Consider the following 23134-nt stretch of genomic DNA (forward strand, 5'->3'; position numbering starts at 1 on the left):
TAATGATTAACCGTTTAGCCAAGCTCCGAGTCTTGGCGTTCAACTAAGAAGAGGAATTTTACATATGGCTATTTCAGTTAATACCAACGTCACATCAATGAAAGCGCAGGGCAACTTAAATAAAGCGCAAAGCGCTACATCCATGTCTATGGAGCGATTAGCTTCAGGTTTACGTATCAACAGTGCCAAAGATGATGCCGCAGGCCTACAAATCTCCAACCGTATGACGAGTCAGATAAACGGGATTGGCGTTGCTATCCGTAACGCTAACGATGGCATTTCGATTGCACAGACTGCTGAAGGAGCGTTGAGTGAATCGACAAATATTTTGCAGCGTATGCGTGATTTATCGTTACAATCTGCCAACGGTTCAAACTCTGCAAGCGACCGCGCTTCGATGCAGACAGAGCTTTCTGCACTTCAAGAGGAATTAACGCGTATTTCTGATACGACCGCTTTTGGTGGGCAGAAACTGTTAGATGGTACTTATGGTAGTCAAGCATTTCAAGTGGGCTCTGACGCAAATCAAACAATTAGTATTAGTTTACGTAGTAGTGCTGCCGAAAATATCGGTGGTCAGAAAATTACAGGTGCAGGCACAGCAGCTGGTACGACGGCGTTAACCACTGGTGCACCAGCGTTTGGCGCGGGTACGTTAACCATTACCAATGATGCTACTGGCCAGGCTGGTTTAGTTTCGGCTGCTGTTACTGACACTGCAAACACTTACGCTAGTAAAATTAATGCACTAGAAGGAACAACAGGTGTTAGCGCGCGGGCCCATACTGAAATCGAGATTACTTCAGACTATGCAGCAGCCCTAACAGGTGGCACTATAGGCAGTTCCCGTACTGGCGCACCTACAACAGATATTTCTAGTGTAACGTCAGCGCAGGGCTTAGTGGATACAATTAATGCTGATAGTTCGAACACAGGATTAACGGCAAAGTTAGATGCTGAAAGTGGCAACGTTCGTATCGCTTCGTTGGACGGAGACAATATAACAACGACACAGGTTGGAGGCGCGACTTTCACCATTGATTCTGTTGTAAATGGTGTAGCTGATGGAGCCGCTATAGATGCTGCAGTAGCAGCAGGTACAACTTCATTGGGTGCGATAGAGCTAACGTCAACAAGTTCTTTTTCTATGGTAGAGAGTGCTGTTACGGGGGCGTTCAATGGTCTGACTTCTAGTGACGATCTTGTAAGTTCAATTGATATCACCACAGCATCGGGTGCTCAAAGTGCAATATCGGCGATTGATGGAGCGATTGCGACGATTGACTCACAGCGCGCAGATTTAGGTGCGGTGCAAAATCGTATGGAATTTACTATTAGCAATTTGAGCAATATTCAAAATAACGTTACCGATGCGCGTAGCCGTATTCAGGATGTTGACTTTGCGTCAGAAAGTGCTGAACTTAGTAAACAGCAGATTTTGTCGCAAGCCTCGTCGTCTATGCTTGCGCAAGCGAATCAGTTACCACAGGTAGCATTATCTTTACTTGGTTAATAATTAGCTAAATTATTAACCATTACTCATTAATCGATATAGTAAACCCCGCCACTTATTCAAGTGACGGGGTTTTTATTTGTAGGTTATGTATTGAAAATAAGAGTTTATTGCGTTTCTACTGTATAAATTTTGCATAGTGTAAAAAAAAGCTAAAGTTCTTCTTATTATTGCCGTTACCTTAATTGTAACCAATATATGATCCGCCTGGCTTAATACAGACAGGCAATGTCTACAGTCAGGAATACGAGGAATTAAATCATGGCTATTTCAGTAAATACTAACGTCACGTCAATGAAAGCGCAGGGCAATTTAAATAAAGCTCAAAGCAACACAGCTACTTCAATGGAGCGTTTATCTTCAGGCTTACGCATTAACAGTGCAAAAGATGATGCAGCTGGTTTACAGATATCGAATCGTATGACCAGCCAGATTAACGGTATTGGCGTCGCCATGCGTAACGCTAACGACGGTATCTCGATTGCGCAAACCGCTGAAGGTGCATTGAGTGAATCGACAAATATTTTGCAGCGTATGCGTGATTTATCGTTGCAATCTGCCAACGGTTCAAACTCTTCAAGTGATCGAGCATCAATGCAAACAGAAATTGATGCATTGAGCGAGGAATTAACGCGTATTGCTGATACGACCGCTTTTGGTGGGCAGAAACTGTTAGACGGTTCTTATGGTAGTCAAGCATTTCAAGTGGGCTCTGACGCAAATCAAACAATTAGTATTAGTTTACGTAGTAGTGCTGCCGAAAATATCGGTGGTCAGAAAATTACAGGTGCAGGCACAGCAGCTGGTACGACGGCGTTAACCACTGGTGCACCAGCGTTTGGCGCGGGTACGTTAACCATTACCAATGATGCTACTGGCCAGGCTGGTTTAGTTTCGGCTGCTGTTACTGACACTGCAAACACTTACGCTAGTAAAATTAATGCACTAGAAGGAACAACAGGTGTTAGCGCGCGGGCCCATACTGAAATCGAGATTACTTCAGACTATGCAGCAGCCCTAACAGGTGGCACTATAGGCAGTTCCCGTACTGGCGCACCTACAACAGATATTTCTAGTGTAACGTCAGCGCAGGGCTTAGTGGATACAATTAATGCTGATAGTTCGAACACAGGATTAACGGCAAAGTTAGATGCTGAAAGTGGCAACGTTCGTATCGCTTCGTTGGACGGAGACAATATAACAACGACACAGGTTGGAGGCGCGACTTTCACCATTGATTCTGTTGTAAATGGTGTAGCTGATGGAGCCGCTATAGATGCTGCAGTAGCAGCAGGTACAACTTCATTGGGTGCGATAGAGCTAACGTCAACAAGTTCTTTTTCTATGGTAGAGAGTGCTGTTACGGGGGCGTTCAATGGTCTGACTTCTAGTGACGATCTTGTAAGTTCAATTGATATCACCACAGCATCGGGTGCTCAAAGTGCAATATCGGCGATTGATGGAGCGATTGCGACGATTGACTCACAGCGCGCAGATTTAGGTGCGGTGCAAAATCGTATGGACTTTACCATTAGCAATTTGAGCAATATTCAAAATAACGTTACCGATGCGCGTAGCCGTATTCAGGATGTTGACTTTGCTGCAGAGAGTGCAACGCTAAGTAAGCAGCAGATTCTATCGCAAGCATCATCGGCTATGTTGGCGCAGGCTAATCAGTTACCGCAGGTTGCACTATCACTACTATAATCAGCGAATGATAAGTAGATGATTGACTGTTATTTACTGAGTGAATCGGTAACATAACGGCAAATAGAAAAGGAAGATTCACAGTTGAATCTTCCTTTTTGTTTTATGCGATTATAAATTATGTCTTATATACTGTGTTTAGCGATTATATTTGATTGATGTTAGATTATAATTGCTTGGCGTGACGTTAAAAGATTGCGATAACTGGAGGATGTTATGGATAATAATTCAATGGGCATTACAAACTCGTTTGTAAGCCCTACGGTAACAAAGAGACCTGAAGTCATATCCGAAACTTTGTCAGCTAGAAATGACGCGTCAAATATCGCAGCTGAAACAATCATTCATACGACAGAAGTGGATAAGGTCTCGTTGACCAAGACGATAGTTGAAACTCAGGCTGATGCTAACACTGCAGCCGAGACTAAAAAAGAACAATCTCAAGCTGAAGCTTTAGCTGTAGTAGTTGAGCAGTTATCAGAGGTGATGTCGATAATGAATAAAGGTTTGGCATTTTCGATTGATGACGATTCAGGCTCGGCGGTAGTGAAAGTCATGGACATCGATACTGGTGAGCTTATACGTCAAATCCCTAATGATGAAGCGTTAGAGTTGGCGCAAAAATTGCTTGATGTGAAAGGGCTGTTGATGAGAACAGAAGCCTAATTAGCCTTCTTTTGAATTTTAAAAAAAAGATAATGATACTTTTTAAGAGATAAGTTGAGGTAAACATGGGATTAACATCGGTAGGGCTAGGTTCGGGCCTAGACATTAACGGTATTGTATCTGCTTTAGTTAGCTCTGAACAAGCCCCAAAAGTTGCTCAGTTTAACGCCAAAGAGGGCGCGATAAATGCTGAAATATCAGCGTTGGGCTCTTTAAAAAGTTCGTTATCTGAATTTAAAAGTAGTTTAAGTTTTCTGTCTAAAACAACATCATTCGATAGTCAGAGCGTGTCGCTTTCTAAGAGTACTTACCTAAGTGCAACTGTGAGTAACAATGCGGTGTCTGGCAGTTATAATGTTGCCGTTGAGCAACTAGCTGTTAGTCAAAAAGTTGGCTCTGCGGCCGTGAGCGATGTGACGGCAGCGTTAGATGAAGGCTCGTTAAATTTTGCCGTTGATGGCAATAGCTTTGATGTCGCAGTCACCACAGAAGATACTTTACAAACATTAGTGTCTAAAATTAACTCAGCTAAAGATAATGTTGGCGTTACCGCTACCATAGTTAACAGTGATGGTGGTGCAAAATTAGTATTAACCTCCAACAAAACCGGTACCGCCAATAATATAACGGTTTCGGCAACTGATACTGGTGCCGGTACTGTGTTGGCCGATACCTTTGCTATGACTGAATTGCAACCTGCCAAAGATTCGATTATATACATTGACGGCTTAAAGCTTACTTCGAGCAGTAATACCGTAGAGGGCGCCATTGATGGTGTGACCCTTAACCTTAAAGACGCCGATATCGATAAGCCAACCACATTAACTGTTGCACAAAATACCAGTTCAATAAAAAGTGGCATAAAATCATTTGTTGAAGCGTTTAACTCGATGTCGAAAACAATTACTGATTTAACCAGTTACAATGCTGCGACCGAAACTGCGGCTGTTTTGCAAGGGGATTCGTTACCTCGCGGGATCCAAAGTCAGTTGCGCGGTGTTATTTCATCTGCATTCTCAACATCAAGTGGTAATTTATCACTTGCCTCTATCGGCATTACCACCACACGTAGTGGCACCTTAGAAATAGATGACGATATTTTAACCGCAGCATTAAAAAACAATGTTACTGGTATTAAAGAAATGTTTACCGCTGAAGATACTGGTGTGGCTGCAAAATTAGACGGCTATCTTGATTCGTATGTTGGCACCGGTTCTATTATTGATAGCCGCGATAGCTCCTTAGACGGTAATTTAGAGCGCTTGAGTGATCAGCGAGAAGTGTTTGCTCGAAAAATGGCGGCATTTGAAGCGCGCTTGTTTAAACAATATAACTATATGGATTTGATTGTGGGTCAATTAAGTACCCAGAGTTCCGATTTACAATCACGACTCGATTCACTTCCAGGGCTTGTGAGTCAAAATAATTAATTGGAATGTTAATTAACCGTTTGAACAACCTTTTAGTCAATCTGTTTAATCAATTTTTTTAAAAGATAATATCGAGATGAAAATCAAATGACCACAACAGAGCAACAAGTGCTAATTGATGATTTGGATGCTACCAGCGAACAATGTAAGACAGTATTGAACCGTTTAAAAAACAAAAATGACATCGAAGAATTTGATGAGTTGGTATTGAATTTGCAGGAGTTGGTTACTAAGCGTCAAAACTTATTGAATGTTTTGATTGCGGATGATTCGTTTGTGCAAAGAGATTATTTGGAGCGTCAATTGGAGTTGACATTAAGCCTTGAAGTGAAAGCAAAGCTAGTGTTAAACAGTTTGCATTCTGAGATACATCTAGGCAAGAAAAACCAACGTCAAGTTAATGTTTATAAGAGTATTGATTCAGATAGGTAGGTATTTATGAGAAGCTCACTACAGTCATATCGAAAAGTATCGCTAGAAAGCGAAATAGCGGTGGCTTCGCCACATCGCATTATACAAATGATGTTTGAAGGCGCATTGCAACGTATAGCCCAAGCAAAATACGCTATTCAACAGAAAAATCCTGCTCAAAAAGGCGAGAATATCGGTAAAGCCGTTAGTATTATTGCTGGGTTGAGCGGTAGCCTAAACATGGATGCTGGTGCTGATGTTTCTGCTAATTTAGATTCGCTTTACGAGTACATGCTAAGACGATTATCTGAGGCTAATGTCGCTAATGATATAGAGATGCTCGAAGAGGTTTCTGCTTTAGTCAGAACCATTAAAGAAGGTTGGGATACCATCCCTCAAGATATGCATGAGCTAACTTCTGAAGCGAGTTAATCGTTACCGCATACTGTATTTAAACTAAAAAAGACGCCTAGCGTCTTTTTTGCTATCTGGCTTAGTATTTAATTCAAGAACATCATCTATTTGCCGAGAGAGAGTGTTTCTAGCGAGTCGATATTTAACCTCGCCACCAAAACAAAACTTGCTCCATTAGAATTTTTGAATGAAAAAACATCATTTTTAACATAAAATGCTATCTGTTGTAGATAAAATGTAACTGATGCTTGCTTATAGTTGGCTGATAATACAATATTTAACCTCAACTCGGGTTAATATGTGGGTTATGTAAGGCAAAATGACAGCATGCGGCCTATTTCATATCAAACTTGTCATTTGTTTTGCTAACAAGGCGCAGTCTCTTATTACTAGCTGCGCCAATAGCTAGCTTATTGCAAGTCAATGCAACACAGTTAGCGAGACAAAGGGCTGTTTGATAACCATTTATTATCCCTAGCTGAGGTTATTTACCATTGAGTTCGTTTTTCTTCACTGTATTTAGCGGATTAACGATCCTGTTTTAGGAATAATGCTAGAATAATGTCAGTGCTGTTTGTTTTTATGACGGCAATGTACTTTGGCTTATGTGGCGATATGCGGCATAATCATCCCGAATCAATACCTATAACAAGAGCTTTTGGCCTTCTGAATGATGCAAATAGAACAAAGAATTTTAATTGTCGGTACCCCATCAGAGCGCGTGACTCGTTTGTGCTGCATTTTCGAATTCCTAGGCGAGCAGTGTGAAATTGTCTCTAATGAATCTTTTTTAGCCCTGATCGAGCAATCTCGGTATCGCGCTGTTGTCATTGTTGATGAAAACATCAGCGTCGAGAGTATTAAAAACATAGCCGCTATAGTGCCTTGGCAACCGATGTTGTTATTAGGCGATACCGATATCAATTTATCCAACATGCTCGGAACAATTGAAGAGCCGATAAATTACCCGCAATTGACTGAACTGCTGCATTTTTGCCAAGTTTTTGGCCAAGCCAAGCGAGAACACACTTTAACCAGTGGCAACCAAACCAAACTATTCCGAAGCTTAGTCGGGCGCAGTGAAGGTATTGCTAAAGTCCGCCATTTGATTAACCAAGTATCAAGCTCTGATGCGACAGTATTAGTACTGGGTCAATCGGGGACCGGTAAAGAGGTTGTAGCGCGTAATATTCATTATTTATCTGAACGACGAGATGGACCGTTTATCCCGGTCAATTGTGGTGCGATTCCTGCTGAATTACTTGAAAGTGAATTGTTTGGCCATGAAAAAGGCTCTTTCACTGGGGCTATATCATCTCGTAAAGGCCGTTTTGAATTGGCTGAAGGTGGCACGCTCTTTTTAGATGAAATTGGTGATATGCCGCTGCAAATGCAAGTTAAGTTGTTACGTGTGTTGCAAGAAAAGGTATTTGAACGTGTTGGTGGCAGTAAAACAATTGCTACCGATGTGCGTATCGTTGCCGCAACGCATCGCGATCTTGAAACCATGATTGTAGATAACTCATTTCGAGAAGATTTATATTATCGACTCAATGTGTTCCCAATTGAGATGCCAGGATTAAGTGAGCGTCGTGACGATGTGCCGCTACTATTGCATGAATTAGTTAGCCGAGTATTTAATGAAGGCCGCGGTAAGGTTCGTTTCACTCAACGCGCCATCGAATCGTTAAAAGAACACCCTTGGTCTGGTAATGTGCGAGAGTTATCAAACTTGGTCGAGCGTTTAACGATCTTATTCCCTGGTGGATTAGTCGACGTTAATGATTTACCGCATAAGTACCGTTATATAGAGGTACCAGAATATTGCGTTGAAATCAGTGAAGAACAATTAGAGCGCGATGCTTTAGCTTCAATATTCAGTGATGAAGAGCCTGTTGAAATACCTGAAACGCGTTTCCCTAGTGAATTGCCGCCAGAAGGGGTTAATTTAAAAGATTTACTAGCGGAATTAGAAATTGACATGATCCGTCAAGCGCTTGAGCAGCAAGATAGTGTTGTAGCAAGAGCTGCTGAAATGTTGGGTATTCGTCGTACAACATTAGTCGAAAAAATGCGTAAATATGGTTTGAGTAAAGACTAGACCATTATCTGAATTTTGGATTTTATAAAAACACACCTTCAGGTGTGTTTTTTCGTTTTATCAGTAACTGAAAAATTAATGATCTCATGTTTCTAGTGCTTGAGATAATAGCTTGGCACTGCAAATGTTTTTAACTTTAGAAGTAATATATTGTTACCGCTAGATAGTATTGTGATTAAGTAGTTTTATTGTTAGCTGGCCGAATATTGGTTTTGCAAGATGTGGTAAGGCCAATGAACTAAACTCATAAGTATGTTGCTTTATCACTGGCTTAAAACACGGTCTGCCGATGCTTCTATTACTATAAGAAATTGCTTGGCACAGTAAATGCATTCAGCTAATCAAATGTTATTTTTTTGACGGAGCGACCATGTATTTAGCACGAGCGTTAACACATACAGATCATTCAGACTATGAGTTACCTGCGTCAGCTTCGTCTATCACTACAACTGATACAGAGGCGGAATCGCCAGCTATTGGGATTAATTCAGTTCAGCAGCGTAATGTGAACTTTGCTACCAACTTAGCAACTAACTTAGCCACTCCCGTTATCAGTACTTATTCTAGTAAGGCCGCCAATATGTCAAATCAAATGGCGCATATTCTTCAAGCCATGCCATCTGGTGTGGTGATCCTTGATGGTGACGGTGTGGTTACGTTAGCCAACCCAGTTGCAACCGAACTATTAGGACGACCTCTGCAGGGGGCTCGTTGGTTTGATATTATTCATCGCGCTTTTGCCCCACAAGATGATGACGGCCATGAAGTGTCGCTTAAAAATGGTCGACGAGTAAAATTGGCTATTACGCCATTAGCGCCTGAACCTGGGCAGTTGATTGTGTTAACCGATCTCACTGAAACGCGTTTATTGCAGAAAAACTTGTCTCATTTACAACGTTTATCGGCATTAGGCAAAATGGTGGCGACATTAGCACATCAGGTGCGCACCCCATTGTCTGCAGCTTTGCTGTATGCCTCTAATCTTGCTAGCCCTAAATTATCTGATTCTGCTAGGTCTAAGTTTCAATCTAAATTGGTCGACCGGCTTAATGAGCTAGAACGTCAAGTTAATGACATGTTGCTAATGGCAAGGGGACGTCAAGATGGGATGGCTGAATCAGTCTCAATGGATGAAATCATTAACCAAGTGATGGCTAGCTGCGAACCGATTGCAGATAAAAAGCACTGTCAGCTAGTTGTGGAAGATACTTCACATTCATTGATGCTTGCCAATGCGAATGCTCTCAGTTCTGCCGTTAATAATTTAGTGATGAATAGCATTGAAGCGGGCGCCACAAAAATAAAAGTCAGTGCCAGCGAAACACCAGATGGGCTATTGTTAGATGTCATCGATAATGGCAAAGGGCTCGAGCCGTCAATGCAACAACAAATTCTTGAACCCTTTTTTACCACTAAAAGCCAAGGTACTGGTTTAGGCTTAGCGGTTGTGCAGTCGGTAGTGCGTAACCATGGCGGACAAATTCAATTGTCGTGTAAGCCGGGTATGGGTTGCCATATTAGGTTGAGCTTTCCACACATGAACAAAGCAAGTGATCAGGAGGTGATGCGTGGCTGAAGCAAATATTTTATTAGTTGAAGATGATGCCGATTTACGCGAGGCATTGCTTGATACTCTCATGCTTGCCCATTATGACTGTGTCGATGTAGGTAGCGCTGAAGAGGCCATTCTGGCCTTGAAAGCAAACCATTTTGATATGGTGATTAGCGATGTGCAGATGGACGGTATTGGTGGTATCGGGTTGTTGGGTTATTTACAACAGCATCAACCTAAACTGCCAGTATTGTTAATGACCGCTTATGCCACTATTAACAGTGCTGTGAATGCGATGAAATTAGGTGCAGTGGATTATTTGGCTAAACCGTTTGCGCCTGAAGTGTTATTGAATCAGGTGTCACGTTATTTACCTTTAAAACAAAATCATGATAAACCCGTGGTCGCAGATGAGAAAAGTTTAGCGCTGTTGTCGCTGGCTCAGCGGGTAGCAGTATCTGATGCATCGGTAATGATTATGGGTCCTAGTGGCTCAGGTAAAGAAGTGTTAGCGCGCTATATTCACCAACATAGTCAACGCCATGACCAACCATTTATTGCGATTAACTGCGCTGCAATCCCAGAAAACATGTTAGAAGCCACTTTATTTGGTTACGAGAAAGGTGCATTTACTGGCGCTTATCAAGCCTGCCCAGGTAAGTTTGAACAAGCCCAAGGCGGCACTATATTACTTGATGAAATATCTGAGATGGAACTTGGCTTACAAGCTAAATTGCTCAGGGTATTACAAGAGCGCGAAGTAGAGCGTTTAGGTGGCCGCAAAACCATTAAACTTGATGTGCGAGTGTTGGCAACCTCAAACAGAGATTTAAAAGCCATGGCGACCTCTGGTGAGTTTAGGGAAGATTTATACTACCGAATTAATGTGTTTCCGTTAACGTGGCCAGCGCTGCATCAGCGTCCTGCTGATATATTACCGCTTGCACGGCATTTGCTGATTAAACATGCTAAAGCATTTAATATGGCTTCTGTGCCTAAGCTTGATGATGCTGCCACTCGGCGTTTATTGACTCATCGATGGCCTGGTAACGTGCGCGAGTTAGATAATGTTATTCAACGAGCGCTAATATTACGGGTTAATGATGATATTGGTGTCAATGACATTATTTTAGATTGTGCCGATGTGAGTTTAGTTGCAACTGAATGTGTTGATGCGGATAAGCCAGCCGAAGTTGACGGTTTAGGTGACGAACTAAAAGCCCAAGAACATGTCATTATTTTAGAAACTCTAAATCAATGTCAGGGCAGTCGGAAAATGGTCGCTGAAAAACTCGGTATAAGCGCCCGTACGCTACGTTATAAAATGGCCAAAATGCGTGATATGGGTATTCAATTACCTGCTTAACGTAAATGCCGTCAACTAATTGTTAGTTAACGTTATGATTTTATAGCCTAATAAGGCTATTGTTTATCGTTCATCTACGCAAAAGTAACCTGTTTTATTTAATGGAGAGGTTACTTTTGCTTGTGCTACCCCCCCTGTTATCGACTAATCTTCCACTAATTGTAATACTGGCACCTAAATTGCTTTAACTCTTTATCAGTTATTGTTGTCGTCAAAAAGTCGACGAAAGGGAGTTACATCATGCAGATTAGCGCAAATCCATTAATGCAAGAAATGCAATCGCTTCGCGGCGAAATAGCCCCTTCTATTGGTTCATCTATTCGTCCCAACCTTACCCAGCAAGTGAATAACACCACCGGTGCTGATTTTAGTCAGTTACTGTCTCAAGCAGTGGGAAGCGTCAATGAGCTACAACAATCATCGGCAAATTTAGCGACTCGTTTAGACATGGGCGACACCACGGTGACCTTGTCTGATACCGTTATTGCGCGTGAGAAAGCTGGCGTTGCCTTTGAGGCCACAGTGCAAGTACGTAATAAGCTTGTCGATGCTTATAAAGAAATTATGAGTATGCCTGTTTAGTCGCAGACTGTTTTTGAGCACTAAATAACATAACAACATTAGATATAGCAGGTACGTATTGTGAGCACAGACATTATGGTAGGTTCGGGTTCAACAGCCGATGGCGGTGTCCAACAAGAGAACAAATCTGGACTTCTTGGTGGCGTTGGTGGTGCAGATATGATGCGTCAAGTCATCATGATTCTGGCACTAGCGATATGCCTTGCTTTGGCTGTTTTTGTGATGATGTGGGCCCAAGAGCCTGATTATCGCCCACTTGGGAAAATGGAAACAGCTGAGATGATCCTAGTCTTAGATGTGCTTGATAAAAACCAAATCGATTATCAAATAAACGTCGACGTGGTAAAAGTGCCTGAAGACAAATATCAAGAAGTGAAATTACTGCTCAGCCGTGCAGGTGTTCAAAGTAGTACTCAAGCAAATGATTACTTAAACCAAGATAGTGGTTTTGGTGTCAGTCAGCGTATGGAACAAGCGCGCTTAAAACAAAGCCAAGAACAAAACCTAGCCAGAGCCATTGAAGAATTAAAAAGTATTAGTCGTGCGAAAGTGATATTAGCGTTACCAAAAGAAAATGTTTTTGCCCGTAATGCATCTAAACCCAGTGCCACAGTAGTAGTCAATGTACGTCGTGGTGGCTTGGGCCAAGAAGAGATTGATGCCATTGTTGATATCGTAGGCTCAGCAGTTCAAGGGCTTGAACCTGCTCGTGTTACGGTAACTGATTCAAATGGGCGTTTACTCAATTCCGGTAGTCAAGATGGTGCGTCCTCTAGAGCACGTCGTGAGCAAGAGCTCGTACAACAGCAAGAGGCTGAATACCGTAAGAAAATCGAGTCAATCTTGATGCCAATTTTAGGCCCTGAGAATTTTACTTCTCAAGTCGATGTGAATATGAACTTTACCGCAGTAGAGCAAACGGCGAAGCGTTTCTCACCTGATTTGCCGGCGATTCGTAGTGAAATGATCATTGAGAGAAATTCGTCTGGTCAAAACTCTGGCGGTATTCCTGGTGCGCTAAGTAATCAACCACCAATGGAATCTGATATTCCGCAAGTGGCAGGTGAAGCGACAGCTTCAACCATGTCTGGTGACTCTTCAAAAGAAGCCACGCGTAATTATGAATTAGACACTACCATCAGCCATACTCGCCAACAAATTGGGGTGGTTCGTCGTGTAAGCGTGTCAGTTGCGATTAACTTTAAACCCGGCCAAGTAGATGAAAATGGTGTGGTTGCTCGGGTACCGAGAACAGAACAAGAGTTAACTAATATTCGTCGTTTATTAGAAGGCGCGGTAGGTTTTAGTACTCAGCGTGGTGATGCGCTGGAAGTGGTAACCGTTCCGTTTATGGATCAGTTAATTGAAGCGTTACCTGAGCCAGATATGTGGGAGGAGCCTTGGTTTTGGCGTGCGATTAAATTGGCATTAGGCGCAATTGTTATTTTAGTGCTCATTCTAGCTGTAGTGAGACCTATGCTTAAGAAGCTAACCAATCCCAATGGAATCAACATGCCTGACGATATTCGTCCTGGACATGAGTTAGCTGAAATTGAAGATCAATATGCCGCAGATACCTTAGGTATGCTTAATACCAAAGAGGCGGAATACAGTTATGCCGATGACGGGTCAATTCAAATACCTAATTTGCATAAAGATGATGATATGATTAAAGCAATTAGAGCGTTAGTGGCAAATGAGCCTGAACTTTCCACTCAAGTGATTAAAAACTGGTTACAAGACAATGGCTAATGAAAAAAAAGATAAAGCAGCTAAAGCTGAGAAAGCAACAGGATTTGATCCCGATTTAGTGACAGGTGTTGAAAAGACTGCAATTTTACTGCTTAGCTTGAGTGAAGCTGATGCGGCGTCAATTTTAAAACACTTAGAGCCTAAGCAAGTGCAAAAAGTGGGTATGGCGATGGCAGCCATGGAAGACTTTGGTCAAGAAAAGGTCATTGGTGTTCACCAACTATTTTTAGACGATATTCAAAAGTTCTCTTCTATTGGTTTTAACAGTGAAGAATTCGTTCGTAAAGCGTTAACTGCAGCATTGGGTGAAGATAAAGCCGGTAATTTGATTGAACAAATTATCATGGGCAGCGGAGCAAAAGGTCTTGATTCATTAAAATGGATGGATGCACGTCAAGTGGCCACCATTATTCAAAATGAACATCCGCAGATTCAAACGATTGTATTGTCGTATTTAGAACCCGATCAAGCTGCTGAGATTTTTAGTCAATTTCCTGAAAATACCCGTTTAGATTTGATGATGCGTATTGCCAACCTTGAAGAAGTTCAGCCAGCGGCATTGCAAGAATTAAACGACATTATGGAAAAACAATTTGCCGGTCAAGGCGGTGCGCAAGCGGCTAAAATGGGCGGCCTAAAAGCGGCTGCTAATATCATGAACTACCTCGACACTGGTGTTGAGAGTCAAATCATGGAAACCATGCGTGAGTCAGATGAAGAAATGGCGCAACAAATTCAAGACATGATGTTTGTGTTTGAAAACCTCATTGATGTTGATGACCGTGGCATTCAGGCCTTGTTACGAGAAGTGCAGCAAGATGTACTGATGAAAGCACTCAAAGGGGCTGATGAAGCCTTGAAAGAGAAAATTCTGGGTAATATGTCTAAACGTGCAGCAGAATTGCTTCGTGACGACCTAGAAGCCATGGGACCAATACGTATTAGCGAAGTTGAAGTCGCACAAAAAGAAATTCTGTCTATTGCCCGTCGACTCAGTGACAGCGGTGAGATAATGCTAGGCGGCGGCGGTGGTGACGAGTTCTTGTAACCACTCCCATATTCATTAATGTGACAGTAATGGCGGGTATTTCTATTTGGATATCCGTCAGCTATCTGTATTATTAGGTCGTACACCTAATACCGTTGCTACGGTTATTATTTTTGTTTTGAGCCAATGTTTTTAACAACACAAGTGATGAATTATGCCTGAATCAAAATCGCCTAAAGATGCACTCAATACGGATAGCGAGTATGAATTTAGTCATTGGCAATTACCTGATATTACCAAAGATAGTAGCCTAGAACCTTCAAATTTGTTCGGTCAGTTTTCTGAAGCCCACACGCCTACTCCTGTTACTGGGGCCGAGAAGTCTATGGCGCCACCGACTATGGCGCAAATTGAAGACATCCGCGCTGCAGCTGAGCAAGAAGGATTTGAACAGGGTAAGCAAGAAGGTCATCAACAAGGATTAGAGCAAGGGCGTTTAGAAGGACTGGAGCAAGGTCATCAACAAGGGTTTACTCAAGGCGAGCAACAAGGATTAGAAGCTGGGCAAATTAAAGCCAATGAGCTTATTGCACAACTTAACCACATTATTTCCCAATTCGAGTTACCATTATCCATCTTAGATAATGAAATTGAAGCTGAATTATTGGCCATGACAATCAGTTTAGCCAAATCGGTTATCGGCCATGAACTTAAGACTCACCCAGAACATATATTATCGGCTTTACGTCAAGGTGTTGACGCACTTCCATTAAAAGAACAGTTGGTTAAGTTACGTTTTAATCAGGCTGACGCTGAACTCGTAAACCAATGTTACAGTGCCGAACAATTGCAAAGAAATCAATGGCAAATCGATATTGATCCAACGTTAGCTAATGGTGACTGTATGATTGAAAGTGTCCGTTCTGCTGTCGATTTACGTGTAGAACAGCGTATTAGCCAAGTGTTTAGTGAATTAGACGCTCAATCGAATCAGTTAGCAAAAAATGTCCAGCAGCAAAAATCAACTCATCCACAATATCAAACCACATCTGTCGATAATTTGAGTGAACATCAGCAAGCCGCTGAGCTTGCAGGTAGAACCGATAGCACAGAAAACACCGATAGGGACGAGATTGGCCAAGGTGATGTTGAAGAACTTGGCGCAGAGATGGGCGCTGATAAGGTTGCAGAACCGTTAGTTCAACAAATTGATACTTCTTCGGCAGCGTCAATCGATGCTGAAGACTCTGATGTTGTTGATTCTGATGGAGGTGTAACTCTCGATACAAGCACGCCTCTCGATACAAGTGCGCCTCTCAATACAAATGCACAAGCTGACACCTCAATAGCTGATAAAGTGGCTGATGCTCAGCAACAGACGAAAGACCTATCTCAAGGAAATACCGATGAGCACTCGTCAACATAAACTACTGAACAAATTTGCGGTACATCATAAACACGTGTTACCACTGCGACCAGTTGCAAGCGGTCAGTTAGTTAGGGTTGTTGGTTTAACGCTTGAAGCGACTGGGTGCCGCGCACCGGTTGGTAGTTTATGCTCTATTGAAACAATGGTTGGTGAACTGGTTGCTGAGGTTGTCGGTTTTGATGACAAGTTACTTTATTTAATGCCTATTGAAGAGCTTAGAGGTGTATTGCCTGGCGCTCGTGTAAAACCTTTAGGCGAACAATCAGGATTAAATGTAGGTTTATCATTATTAGGCAGAGTATTAGACGGTAGCGGCGTTCCGTTAGATGGTTTAGGCCCGCTTAATACAGATCAACATGCATCACGTCATGGTCCTTATATTAATCCATTATCTCGACGAGCGATTACTGAACCGTTAGATGTTGGCGTTCGTGCTATTAACTCGATGTTAACGGTTGGTAAAGGGCAGCGAATGGGCTTGTTTGCTGGTTCCGGTGTGGGTAAAAGTGTGCTGCTTGGCATGATGACACGAGGATCGAAAGCCGACATTATTGTGGTGGGGTTAGTGGGCGAGCGTGGCCGTGAAGTTAAAGAGTTTATTGAAGACATTTTAGGTAAAGAAGGTCGTGCGCGCTCAGTCGTTGTGGCTGCACCTGCGGATACTTCTCCGTTAATGCGCTTACGAGCCTGTGAAACGTCCACTCGTATCGCTGAGTATTTTAGAGATTTAGGTTACGATGTACTATTGCTGATGGACAGTTTAACGCGTTACGCACAAGCACAACGAGAAGTCGCTCTTGCTGTAGGCGAGCCACCTGCCACCAAAGGCTATCCACCTTCGGTATTCGCTAAATTACCGCGTCTGGTTGAGCGAGCGGGTAACGGTGGTGCCGGACAAGGTTCAATTACCGCTTTTTATACGGTATTAACCGAAGGTGATGACCAGCAAGATCCTATTGCCGATGCTTCTCGAGCAATTTTAGATGGCCACATTGTATTATCTCGTCAGCTTGCTGATTCGGGTCATTATCCCGCTATTGATGTGGAAGCATCGATTAGCCGTGTCGCGCCGATGGTGATTAGTGAAGAACACTTAGAAGCGATGCGTAAAGTTAAACAGATGTATTCACTGTATCAACAAAATCGCGATCTGATTTCAATTGGCGCGTACTCGCAAGGCAGCGATCCTAGAATTGATAATGCCATACGTTTACAACCTGCAATGAATGCTTTTTTGCGGCAGGGATTTAAAGAACCGATGACGTTTGAAGAAAGCCGAGTCATGTTGACTCAAATTGCCGCACAGTGTCAGGGATAATATCAATGACTCGAACTGACCCACTATTGACGGTTTTGAAGTTAGCCACCGCCGCAGAAGATCAAGCGGCATTACAGCTTAAGTCTGCGCAATTTGAAAAACAAAAACGCCAGGGCCAGTTGGATGCACTAAATAACTATCGTTTAGATTATATGAAACAGATGGAAGGGCACACTGGTACTACATTACGTGCTAACCAATACCATCAATTTCATCAATTTATTCGCCAAGTAGATAGTGCAATCACCCAGCAAGTTGCCGCTGTTAAAGATGCCGAAAAACAGGTGGGTTATCGTCAAATTCATTGGCAAGAAAAACAACAAAAACGCAAAGCGGTAGAAATGCTATTAAGCCAAAAAGCAACTAAAGCGATGGTAATAGAAGCTAAACGCGAACAAAAAATGTCGGATGAATTTGCTATGCAGCAATATTTTCGTCGAAATCTTAAATAGCCCTACCAGTCAAATGACTCTCTAATCCTAATATCGTTTACGCTTAACTTTTTCGTTACTTTTTTTGTATGTTTAATCACTGAAATCTTATTCAGCCAATGCGTATTGGCATTTAAATTGCTTAATAACAATGATTGAAATAAAAATCGTCAGCGAAGCGACAGTGAATAACTCTTTATGAGGTTTTCACAATGACCTTATTGATATAGCGAAATAAACCGTTATATGACGCATAAGGTTTAAATACAGAGCTATTTATTAGACGACCAATAACTTAACCTTGTTTGATTGAGTGGAGCAGATTATGCAGCAGATGAGCAATATCTTACTTGGCAGTAGCAGTAAATCTGCCGATGTGAGTACGAAGGGAAATGTACAAGATGTTGAAAATACATCATTCTTATCTGCTTTCAATCAGGCGAGTGAATCCGATCTTGTTATACGGCGTAGTGGTAATACAGCGCAGGTGTCAATTGATACAGACGTTGACAAAACCAGTGTTGCGTTAGCAAACGAGTTTTCTACCGAAGAAAATGCAGATGCGGAATTGATTTTTGCTCAACTTAATATGGCCGATTCATTTAATAAACGTCATTCCTCTGGCGGAAATGAATTGCCGCATGTCGATAAATCTGACGTTTATTTTGACGCAGCCGTTTCCACAGAACCTGAAAGTAACACTGCAGATGTGGATCTTGATAGTGATCTTATTGAACTTGAAGCTGATGTTTCTTCTATTAAAGATGTTCTTTCTCAGCTTAGTCCAGAAGACCTCGACAACTTAATGGCATTTGCCGATTTATCTATACAAGATATTCAAGCTCTAGACAATCAAGAGTTAAGCAAATTACTTAGTGACTTCAATTTACAAGCAACGGTTATGACTAGCAGTGATGAATTGTCTTCTAGCACGCTTAATAGCCAACAATCCGATAGCGTGCTTAATAGTGAAGAACAGAGCCAATTTGATAAGTCTGTTGCCACAAGTGTGGCTGTTCAAGGTCAAGTAAGTGCGACAAACCTGAATTCAGCAGCCGCTAAAGTCGATCAAACTGTAGCTTTACATTCTGGAGTTAGCAGTTCAGCAGCGTTAACTGAAGTTACGTCGGCGATGACAATTGATCCTGATACCATTTTAGGCGACAAAACTCGTATTGATGGCAACATCAAATTAGACACTGATAATGCCAAAATGCTAGCAAAAGCTGACTTTTCGGTGGTCTTAGATTCCTTAGCGACAAAACGCGCCTCCGGTGATCCTTCAACCGCTGTAAATCAAACTAGTTTTGGATTAGATACACTGGCTGACATCGGTGACACTGACAGCAAGGCGTTACAAAATCAGAGTAGCTTTACCTCAGTTCATAAAAGTGATGTTCCACAATTTCAGCTATCGTTAAGACCACAAGGAGAACCTGGTGCTCAGATGCAAGAGATGATCCAGCGTTTTTCTCCGGTAATGAAACAGCAGTTAATAACCATGGTCAGTAATGGTATCCAACAAGCTGAAATTCGTCTTGATCCGCCAGAGCTTGGACATTTAACGGTTAAAATTCAGATTCAAGGTGATCAAACTCAGGTACAGTTTCATGTAGCGCAGTCGCAAACCCGCGATATCGTTGAACAAGCGATGCCTCGATTACGCGATATGCTGGCTCAAGAAGGATTACAACTGACAGACAGCCAAGTGTCCCAAGGTGATGGTGGTAGTGAACAACCGCATGAACAATCACCTAATCAAGGTGGGGGAGACAGTCAGTTGGACGAAATTTCAGCACAAGAGGTCAGCTTGATGACAAATCCATCAAGGAGTTTACATTCAGCTATAGATTATTATGCTTAAGCAGGTAACCTATAGCAATAATATGACTTTTCAATAGAAGCTGACTACTTAGCTACGTTTTAATGTTAATCACAATGTTGATTAGGAACCAGAATGCCTGAACAAGAATTAGAATTGAATGAAGCCTCTGAAGGCGGTAAAAAAAGCAAAAAATTAGTCATCTTTGGTGGTATTGGTTTGGTGTTGGCTTTGCTTATAGGGGGAGGCGTGTGGTTTTTTATGGGCTCTGATGAACCTGAAAATACTGACTCTCAGACAGAAACAGAGACATCTATAGATGCCAAACCTATGTCGATGGAAGAAGCTAATTATGTCGGCATGCCGAGACCTTTCCTATTTAATTTGCCGGGTGTCGATCGAGCTAGACTGGTTGAAATAAAAGTTCAATTAATGGTGCGCGGTGATGATAGTGTATTGACACAAAAACATATTCCATTGATTGAAGATGCATTATTAACTACTTTTAGTGCTGCAGACGTACAAAAACTCAGTACCCAAGCCGGTAAAGATGAGTTACGTCAGTTAGCGTTACTCAATGTTCAAAATACGCTGCAACCAATAACAGGCAAGAAAGTTGTTGAAAAAGTCCTGTTTACTGGCTTTGTAATGCAATAACCAAAAGCATTAACTGCTAAGGCGATGATGTGAGTGATTTATTAAGCCAAGATGAAATTGATGCGCTATTGCATGGTGTTGATGATGTAGATGATGATGAAATAGAAGAGGACAGCGCTGATGCGCGTTCATATGATTTCTCTTCTCAAGATCGAATTGTGCGTGGCCGTATGCCCACGCTTGAAATCGTAAATGAGCGATTTGCACGGCATCTACGCATCAGTATGTTTAACATGATGCGCCGCGCAGCCGAAGTGTCGATCAATGGCGTACAAATGCTGAAGTTTGGCGAGTATGTGCATACTTTATTTGTGCCAACCAGTTTAAATATGGTGCGTTTCAGCCCACTTAAGGGCACTGCATTAATCACCATGGAAGCACGATTAGTCTTTATTCTGGTAGACAATTTCTTTGGTGGTGATGGCCGGTTTCATGCCAAAATTGAAGGCCGTGAATTTACACCAACAGAGCGCCGTATTGTGCAGTTGTTGCTTAAAATTATTTTTGAAGATTATAAAGAAGCATGGGCACCGGTAATGGATGTGGAGTTTGAGTACCTCGACTCTGAAGTGAATCCTGCAATGGCGAATATTGTCAGCCCGACCGAAGTGGTAGTGATTAATTCGTTCCATATCGAAGTTGATGGCGGCGGCGGTGATTTCCATATTACCATGCCGTATTCGATGATTGAGCCTATTCGTGAATTACTCGATGCCGGTGTTCAAAGTGATAAACAAGATACTGATATGCGCTGGTCGCAAGCATTACGTGATGAAATCATGGATGTGCAGGTCGGTTTTGATGTCAATGTTGTTGAACATGAAGTGACATTACGTGATGTTATGGGGTTTAAAGCAGGGGATATTATTCCGATAGATTTACCAGAACACATTATGATGCGAATTGAAGGTTTGCCGACTTATCGTTGTAAAATGGGGAAATCGCGCGATAATTTAGCATTAAAAATCAGTGAGAAAATTCCGCGGCCAGAAACGGTTAAAACAGAGATGCAATTAGTGACTCGCAAAGGCAAGTCGCGTGATATTTCAGATTTATAAGGTGAAGTAGAATGAGCACAGAAGATACAGGCGATGACTGGGCTGCAGCAATGGCAGAGCAAGCTTTAGAAGAAGCAGAACATGTCGAACTTGATGAGTTAGTCGATGACTCTAGACCGATCACGAAAGAAGAAGCAGCCAAGTTAGACGGTATTCTAGATATTCCGGTAACGATTTCCATGGAAGTGGGTCGTAGTTTTATTAGCATCCGTAATTTACTCCAGCTCAACCAAGGTTCGGTGGTCGAACTTGACCGTGTAGCTGGTGAGCCTTTAGACGTTATGGTTAATGGAACCTTAATTGCTCATGGTGAGGTAGTGGTAGTGAATGACAAATTTGGTATCCGTCTAACGGATGTTATTAGCCAAACAGAACGTATTAAAAAACTAAAATAACTAAAATTATATTATAAACAATAATATAGCAAATATTAGCACGTGCTGAAGTTTGCTTGATTGGTTGCACAAACAAGGAATAGCAGTGGCGAATATAATACTAATGCTGAGCATTATGAGTGAGGCGTTAAGCGTCCCTGAAGTGTCTAGCACTCTAGCTAAAAATACCTCTGCTCACCCTGTTGAAGTGTCCAATGTGGCAACTTTGGCCAACATGGTTGGTGGATTAATTGTCGTATTAGCGATTATTTTTTTGTTAGCTTATATTGTAAAACGCCTTAAGTTAGTGCCATCAAGTGGCGGTGTGATTAAAACGATTGCAGTGACTTCCATCGGCCAACGTGAAAAAGTGGTACTGGTAGAGGTAAATGGCCAGCAATATCTACTTGGTGTAACCTCGCAACAGATTAATCTGATTGATAAGTTAGCCACTCCCGTCGACGTTCCCATTTCCTCGTTTGCTAGTCGTCTAAAACAAGCCAAGGAACAGCAATAATGAATAAGTACACAACAGTATTGGCATTGGCGATGATGGCGCTAGTGGCACTAATTTTGTCGCCCACAGCACTGGCTCAAGACGGTGTGCTACCAGCGTTAACGGTTACAACCGCTGCAGACGGAACAACTGAATATTCGGTAACCATGCAGATTTTATTGCTGATGACAGCAATGAGTTTTATTCCTGCAATGGTGATAATGCTCACTTCATTTACCCGCATTATTGTTGTGCTATCGATATTAAGACAAGCTTTAGGTTTACAACAAACACCTTCTAATCAGGTATTGATAGGCATCAGTTTGTTCATGACTTTTTTTATTATGGCGCCGGTTTTTGACAAGATTTATGCTGAAGCTGTAGAGCCTTATATCAATGAAACCATGACGTTAACGCAAGCTTATGATGTTGGAAAAGAACCGATTAAAACATTTATGCTATCGCAAGTGCGTACCACTGACTTACAAACATTTATTGAAATCTCTGGCTATAAGGATATTCAATCTCCTGAGCAAGCACCAATGAGCGTGGTGATCCCAGCGTTTATTACCAGTGAACTTAAAACGGCGTTCCAAATCGGCTTTATGCTGTTTGTGCCTTTTTTAGTACTCGATTTGGTCGTCGCCAGTATTCTAATGGCCATGGGTATGATGATGTTGTCACCGATGATTGTGTCATTGCCATTTAAAATTATGTTGTTTGTACTCGTCGATGGTTGGGGCTTAGTGATGGGTACATTAGCGAATAGTTTCGGAATATAAGGCCGCGTATTTATGTCTCCAGAATCGCTCATTGATATCTTTCGAGAAGCACTATCGGTTATCGTATTAATTGTGTCAGCGATTATTTTACCAGGCTTATTCATCGGTTTAATTGTGGCGGTATTTCAGGCCGCGACATCCATTAACGAACAAACCTTAAGCTTTTTACCACGTTTATTGGTGACGTTATTCGCGTTGATGTTTTTAGGCCATTGGCTAGTGCAAACCATGATGGATTTTTTCTTTGAGATGGTTAATCTCATCCCACAGGTTATAGGTTAAGCC

At 42.0% G+C, this 23134-nt stretch carries 22 protein-coding genes; all 22 read left to right on the forward strand.

The window, feature by feature from the left end:
• Positions 1–64: 64 nt before the first annotated feature.
• A complete protein-coding gene (locus SFRI_RS06045) occupies positions 65–1513 on the forward strand; it encodes a flagellin N-terminal helical domain-containing protein (protein ID WP_011636646.1) in 1449 nt (482 codons plus the stop codon).
• Between the two features lie 261 nt (positions 1514–1774).
• Positions 1775–3220, forward strand: coding sequence for a flagellin N-terminal helical domain-containing protein (locus SFRI_RS06050; protein ID WP_011636647.1), 1446 nt, complete (start codon positions 1775–1777; stop codon positions 3218–3220).
• A gap of 216 nt (positions 3221–3436) precedes the next feature.
• Positions 3437–3886: a flagellar protein FlaG gene (locus tag SFRI_RS06055; protein WP_011636648.1), complete on the forward strand. Its 450-nt coding sequence runs from the start codon at positions 3437–3439 to the stop codon at positions 3884–3886.
• A gap of 65 nt (positions 3887–3951) precedes the next feature.
• The gene (gene fliD, locus SFRI_RS06060; protein WP_011636649.1) at positions 3952–5316 is read left to right on the forward strand and encodes a flagellar filament capping protein FliD; all 1365 of its coding nucleotides are present in this window, start codon (positions 3952–3954) and stop codon (positions 5314–5316) included.
• Between the two features lie 87 nt (positions 5317–5403).
• Positions 5404–5748, forward strand: coding sequence for a hypothetical protein (locus SFRI_RS06065; protein ID WP_011636650.1), 345 nt, complete (start codon positions 5404–5406; stop codon positions 5746–5748).
• Positions 5749–5754: 6 nt separating this feature from the next.
• Positions 5755–6159 carry a flagellar export chaperone FliS gene (fliS, locus tag SFRI_RS06070; protein WP_011636651.1) on the forward strand — a complete coding sequence of 135 codons (405 nt, stop codon included), beginning with the start codon at positions 5755–5757 and terminating at the stop codon, positions 6157–6159.
• A 652-nt stretch (positions 6160–6811) separates the two neighbouring features.
• Complete coding sequence (locus tag SFRI_RS06075) at positions 6812–8242, forward strand: sigma-54 dependent transcriptional regulator (protein ID WP_011636652.1); 1431 nt, start codon at positions 6812–6814, stop codon at positions 8240–8242.
• A 505-nt stretch (positions 8243–8747) separates the two neighbouring features.
• A complete protein-coding gene (locus tag SFRI_RS06080) occupies positions 8748–9818 on the forward strand; it encodes a sensor histidine kinase (protein WP_011636653.1) in 1071 nt (356 codons plus the stop codon).
• Entirely contained in the window at positions 9811–11160 is a 1350-nt protein-coding gene (locus SFRI_RS06085) for a sigma-54-dependent transcriptional regulator (RefSeq protein WP_011636654.1), read from the forward strand. The genes SFRI_RS06080 and SFRI_RS06085 overlap by 8 nt, the downstream gene beginning before the upstream one ends.
• A gap of 240 nt (positions 11161–11400) precedes the next feature.
• Positions 11401–11742: a flagellar hook-basal body complex protein FliE gene (gene fliE / locus SFRI_RS06090; RefSeq protein ID WP_011636655.1), complete on the forward strand. Its 342-nt coding sequence runs from the start codon at positions 11401–11403 to the stop codon at positions 11740–11742.
• A gap of 72 nt (positions 11743–11814) precedes the next feature.
• Positions 11815–13494, forward strand: a complete 1680-nt coding sequence (fliF, locus tag SFRI_RS06095; RefSeq protein WP_041413457.1) for a flagellar basal-body MS-ring/collar protein FliF — start codon at positions 11815–11817, stop codon at positions 13492–13494.
• Positions 13487–14542 (forward strand): flagellar motor switch protein FliG, encoded by a 1056-nt coding sequence (fliG, locus tag SFRI_RS06100; protein WP_011636657.1) that lies wholly within the window; start codon positions 13487–13489, stop codon positions 14540–14542. Before fliF ends, fliG begins: the two co-directional genes overlap by 8 nt.
• A 154-nt stretch (positions 14543–14696) precedes the next feature.
• Positions 14697–15908, forward strand: a complete 1212-nt coding sequence (fliH, locus tag SFRI_RS20995; protein WP_011636658.1) for a flagellar assembly protein FliH — start codon at positions 14697–14699, stop codon at positions 15906–15908.
• A complete protein-coding gene (gene fliI / locus SFRI_RS06110) occupies positions 15889–17229 on the forward strand; it encodes a flagellar protein export ATPase FliI (protein WP_011636659.1) in 1341 nt (446 codons plus the stop codon). Before fliH ends, fliI begins: the two co-directional genes overlap by 20 nt.
• A 5-nt stretch (positions 17230–17234) precedes the next feature.
• Positions 17235–17681: a flagellar export protein FliJ gene (gene fliJ / locus SFRI_RS06115; protein ID WP_011636660.1), complete on the forward strand. Its 447-nt coding sequence runs from the start codon at positions 17235–17237 to the stop codon at positions 17679–17681.
• 304 nt (positions 17682–17985) lie between these two features.
• On the forward strand, positions 17986–19524 hold the full coding sequence (locus SFRI_RS06120) for a flagellar hook-length control protein FliK (protein WP_011636661.1): 1539 nt from the start codon (positions 17986–17988) through the stop codon (positions 19522–19524).
• 93 nt (positions 19525–19617) lie between these two features.
• Positions 19618–20139 carry a flagellar basal body-associated protein FliL gene (gene fliL / locus SFRI_RS06125; protein WP_011636662.1) on the forward strand — a complete coding sequence of 174 codons (522 nt, stop codon included), beginning with the start codon at positions 19618–19620 and terminating at the stop codon, positions 20137–20139.
• Between the two features lie 29 nt (positions 20140–20168).
• Positions 20169–21197 (forward strand): flagellar motor switch protein FliM, encoded by a 1029-nt coding sequence (gene fliM / locus SFRI_RS06130; protein WP_011636663.1) that lies wholly within the window; start codon positions 20169–20171, stop codon positions 21195–21197.
• Between the two features lie 11 nt (positions 21198–21208).
• Complete coding sequence (gene fliN, locus SFRI_RS06135) at positions 21209–21592, forward strand: flagellar motor switch protein FliN (protein ID WP_011636664.1); 384 nt, start codon at positions 21209–21211, stop codon at positions 21590–21592.
• A gap of 85 nt (positions 21593–21677) precedes the next feature.
• Positions 21678–22088 (forward strand): flagellar biosynthetic protein FliO, encoded by a 411-nt coding sequence (gene fliO / locus SFRI_RS06140; protein WP_011636665.1) that lies wholly within the window; start codon positions 21678–21680, stop codon positions 22086–22088.
• 32 nt (positions 22089–22120) lie between these two features.
• Positions 22121–22849 (forward strand): flagellar type III secretion system pore protein FliP, encoded by a 729-nt coding sequence (fliP, locus tag SFRI_RS06145; protein ID WP_086019795.1) that lies wholly within the window; start codon positions 22121–22123, stop codon positions 22847–22849.
• A gap of 12 nt (positions 22850–22861) precedes the next feature.
• A complete protein-coding gene (fliQ, locus tag SFRI_RS06150; RefSeq protein WP_011636667.1) occupies positions 22862–23131 on the forward strand; it encodes a flagellar biosynthesis protein FliQ in 270 nt (89 codons plus the stop codon).
• Positions 23132–23134: the final 3 nt, after the last annotated feature.

This window comes from Shewanella frigidimarina NCIMB 400 (assembly GCF_000014705.1).
GTDB classification, from domain to species: Bacteria; Pseudomonadota; Gammaproteobacteria; order Enterobacterales; family Shewanellaceae; genus Shewanella; species Shewanella frigidimarina.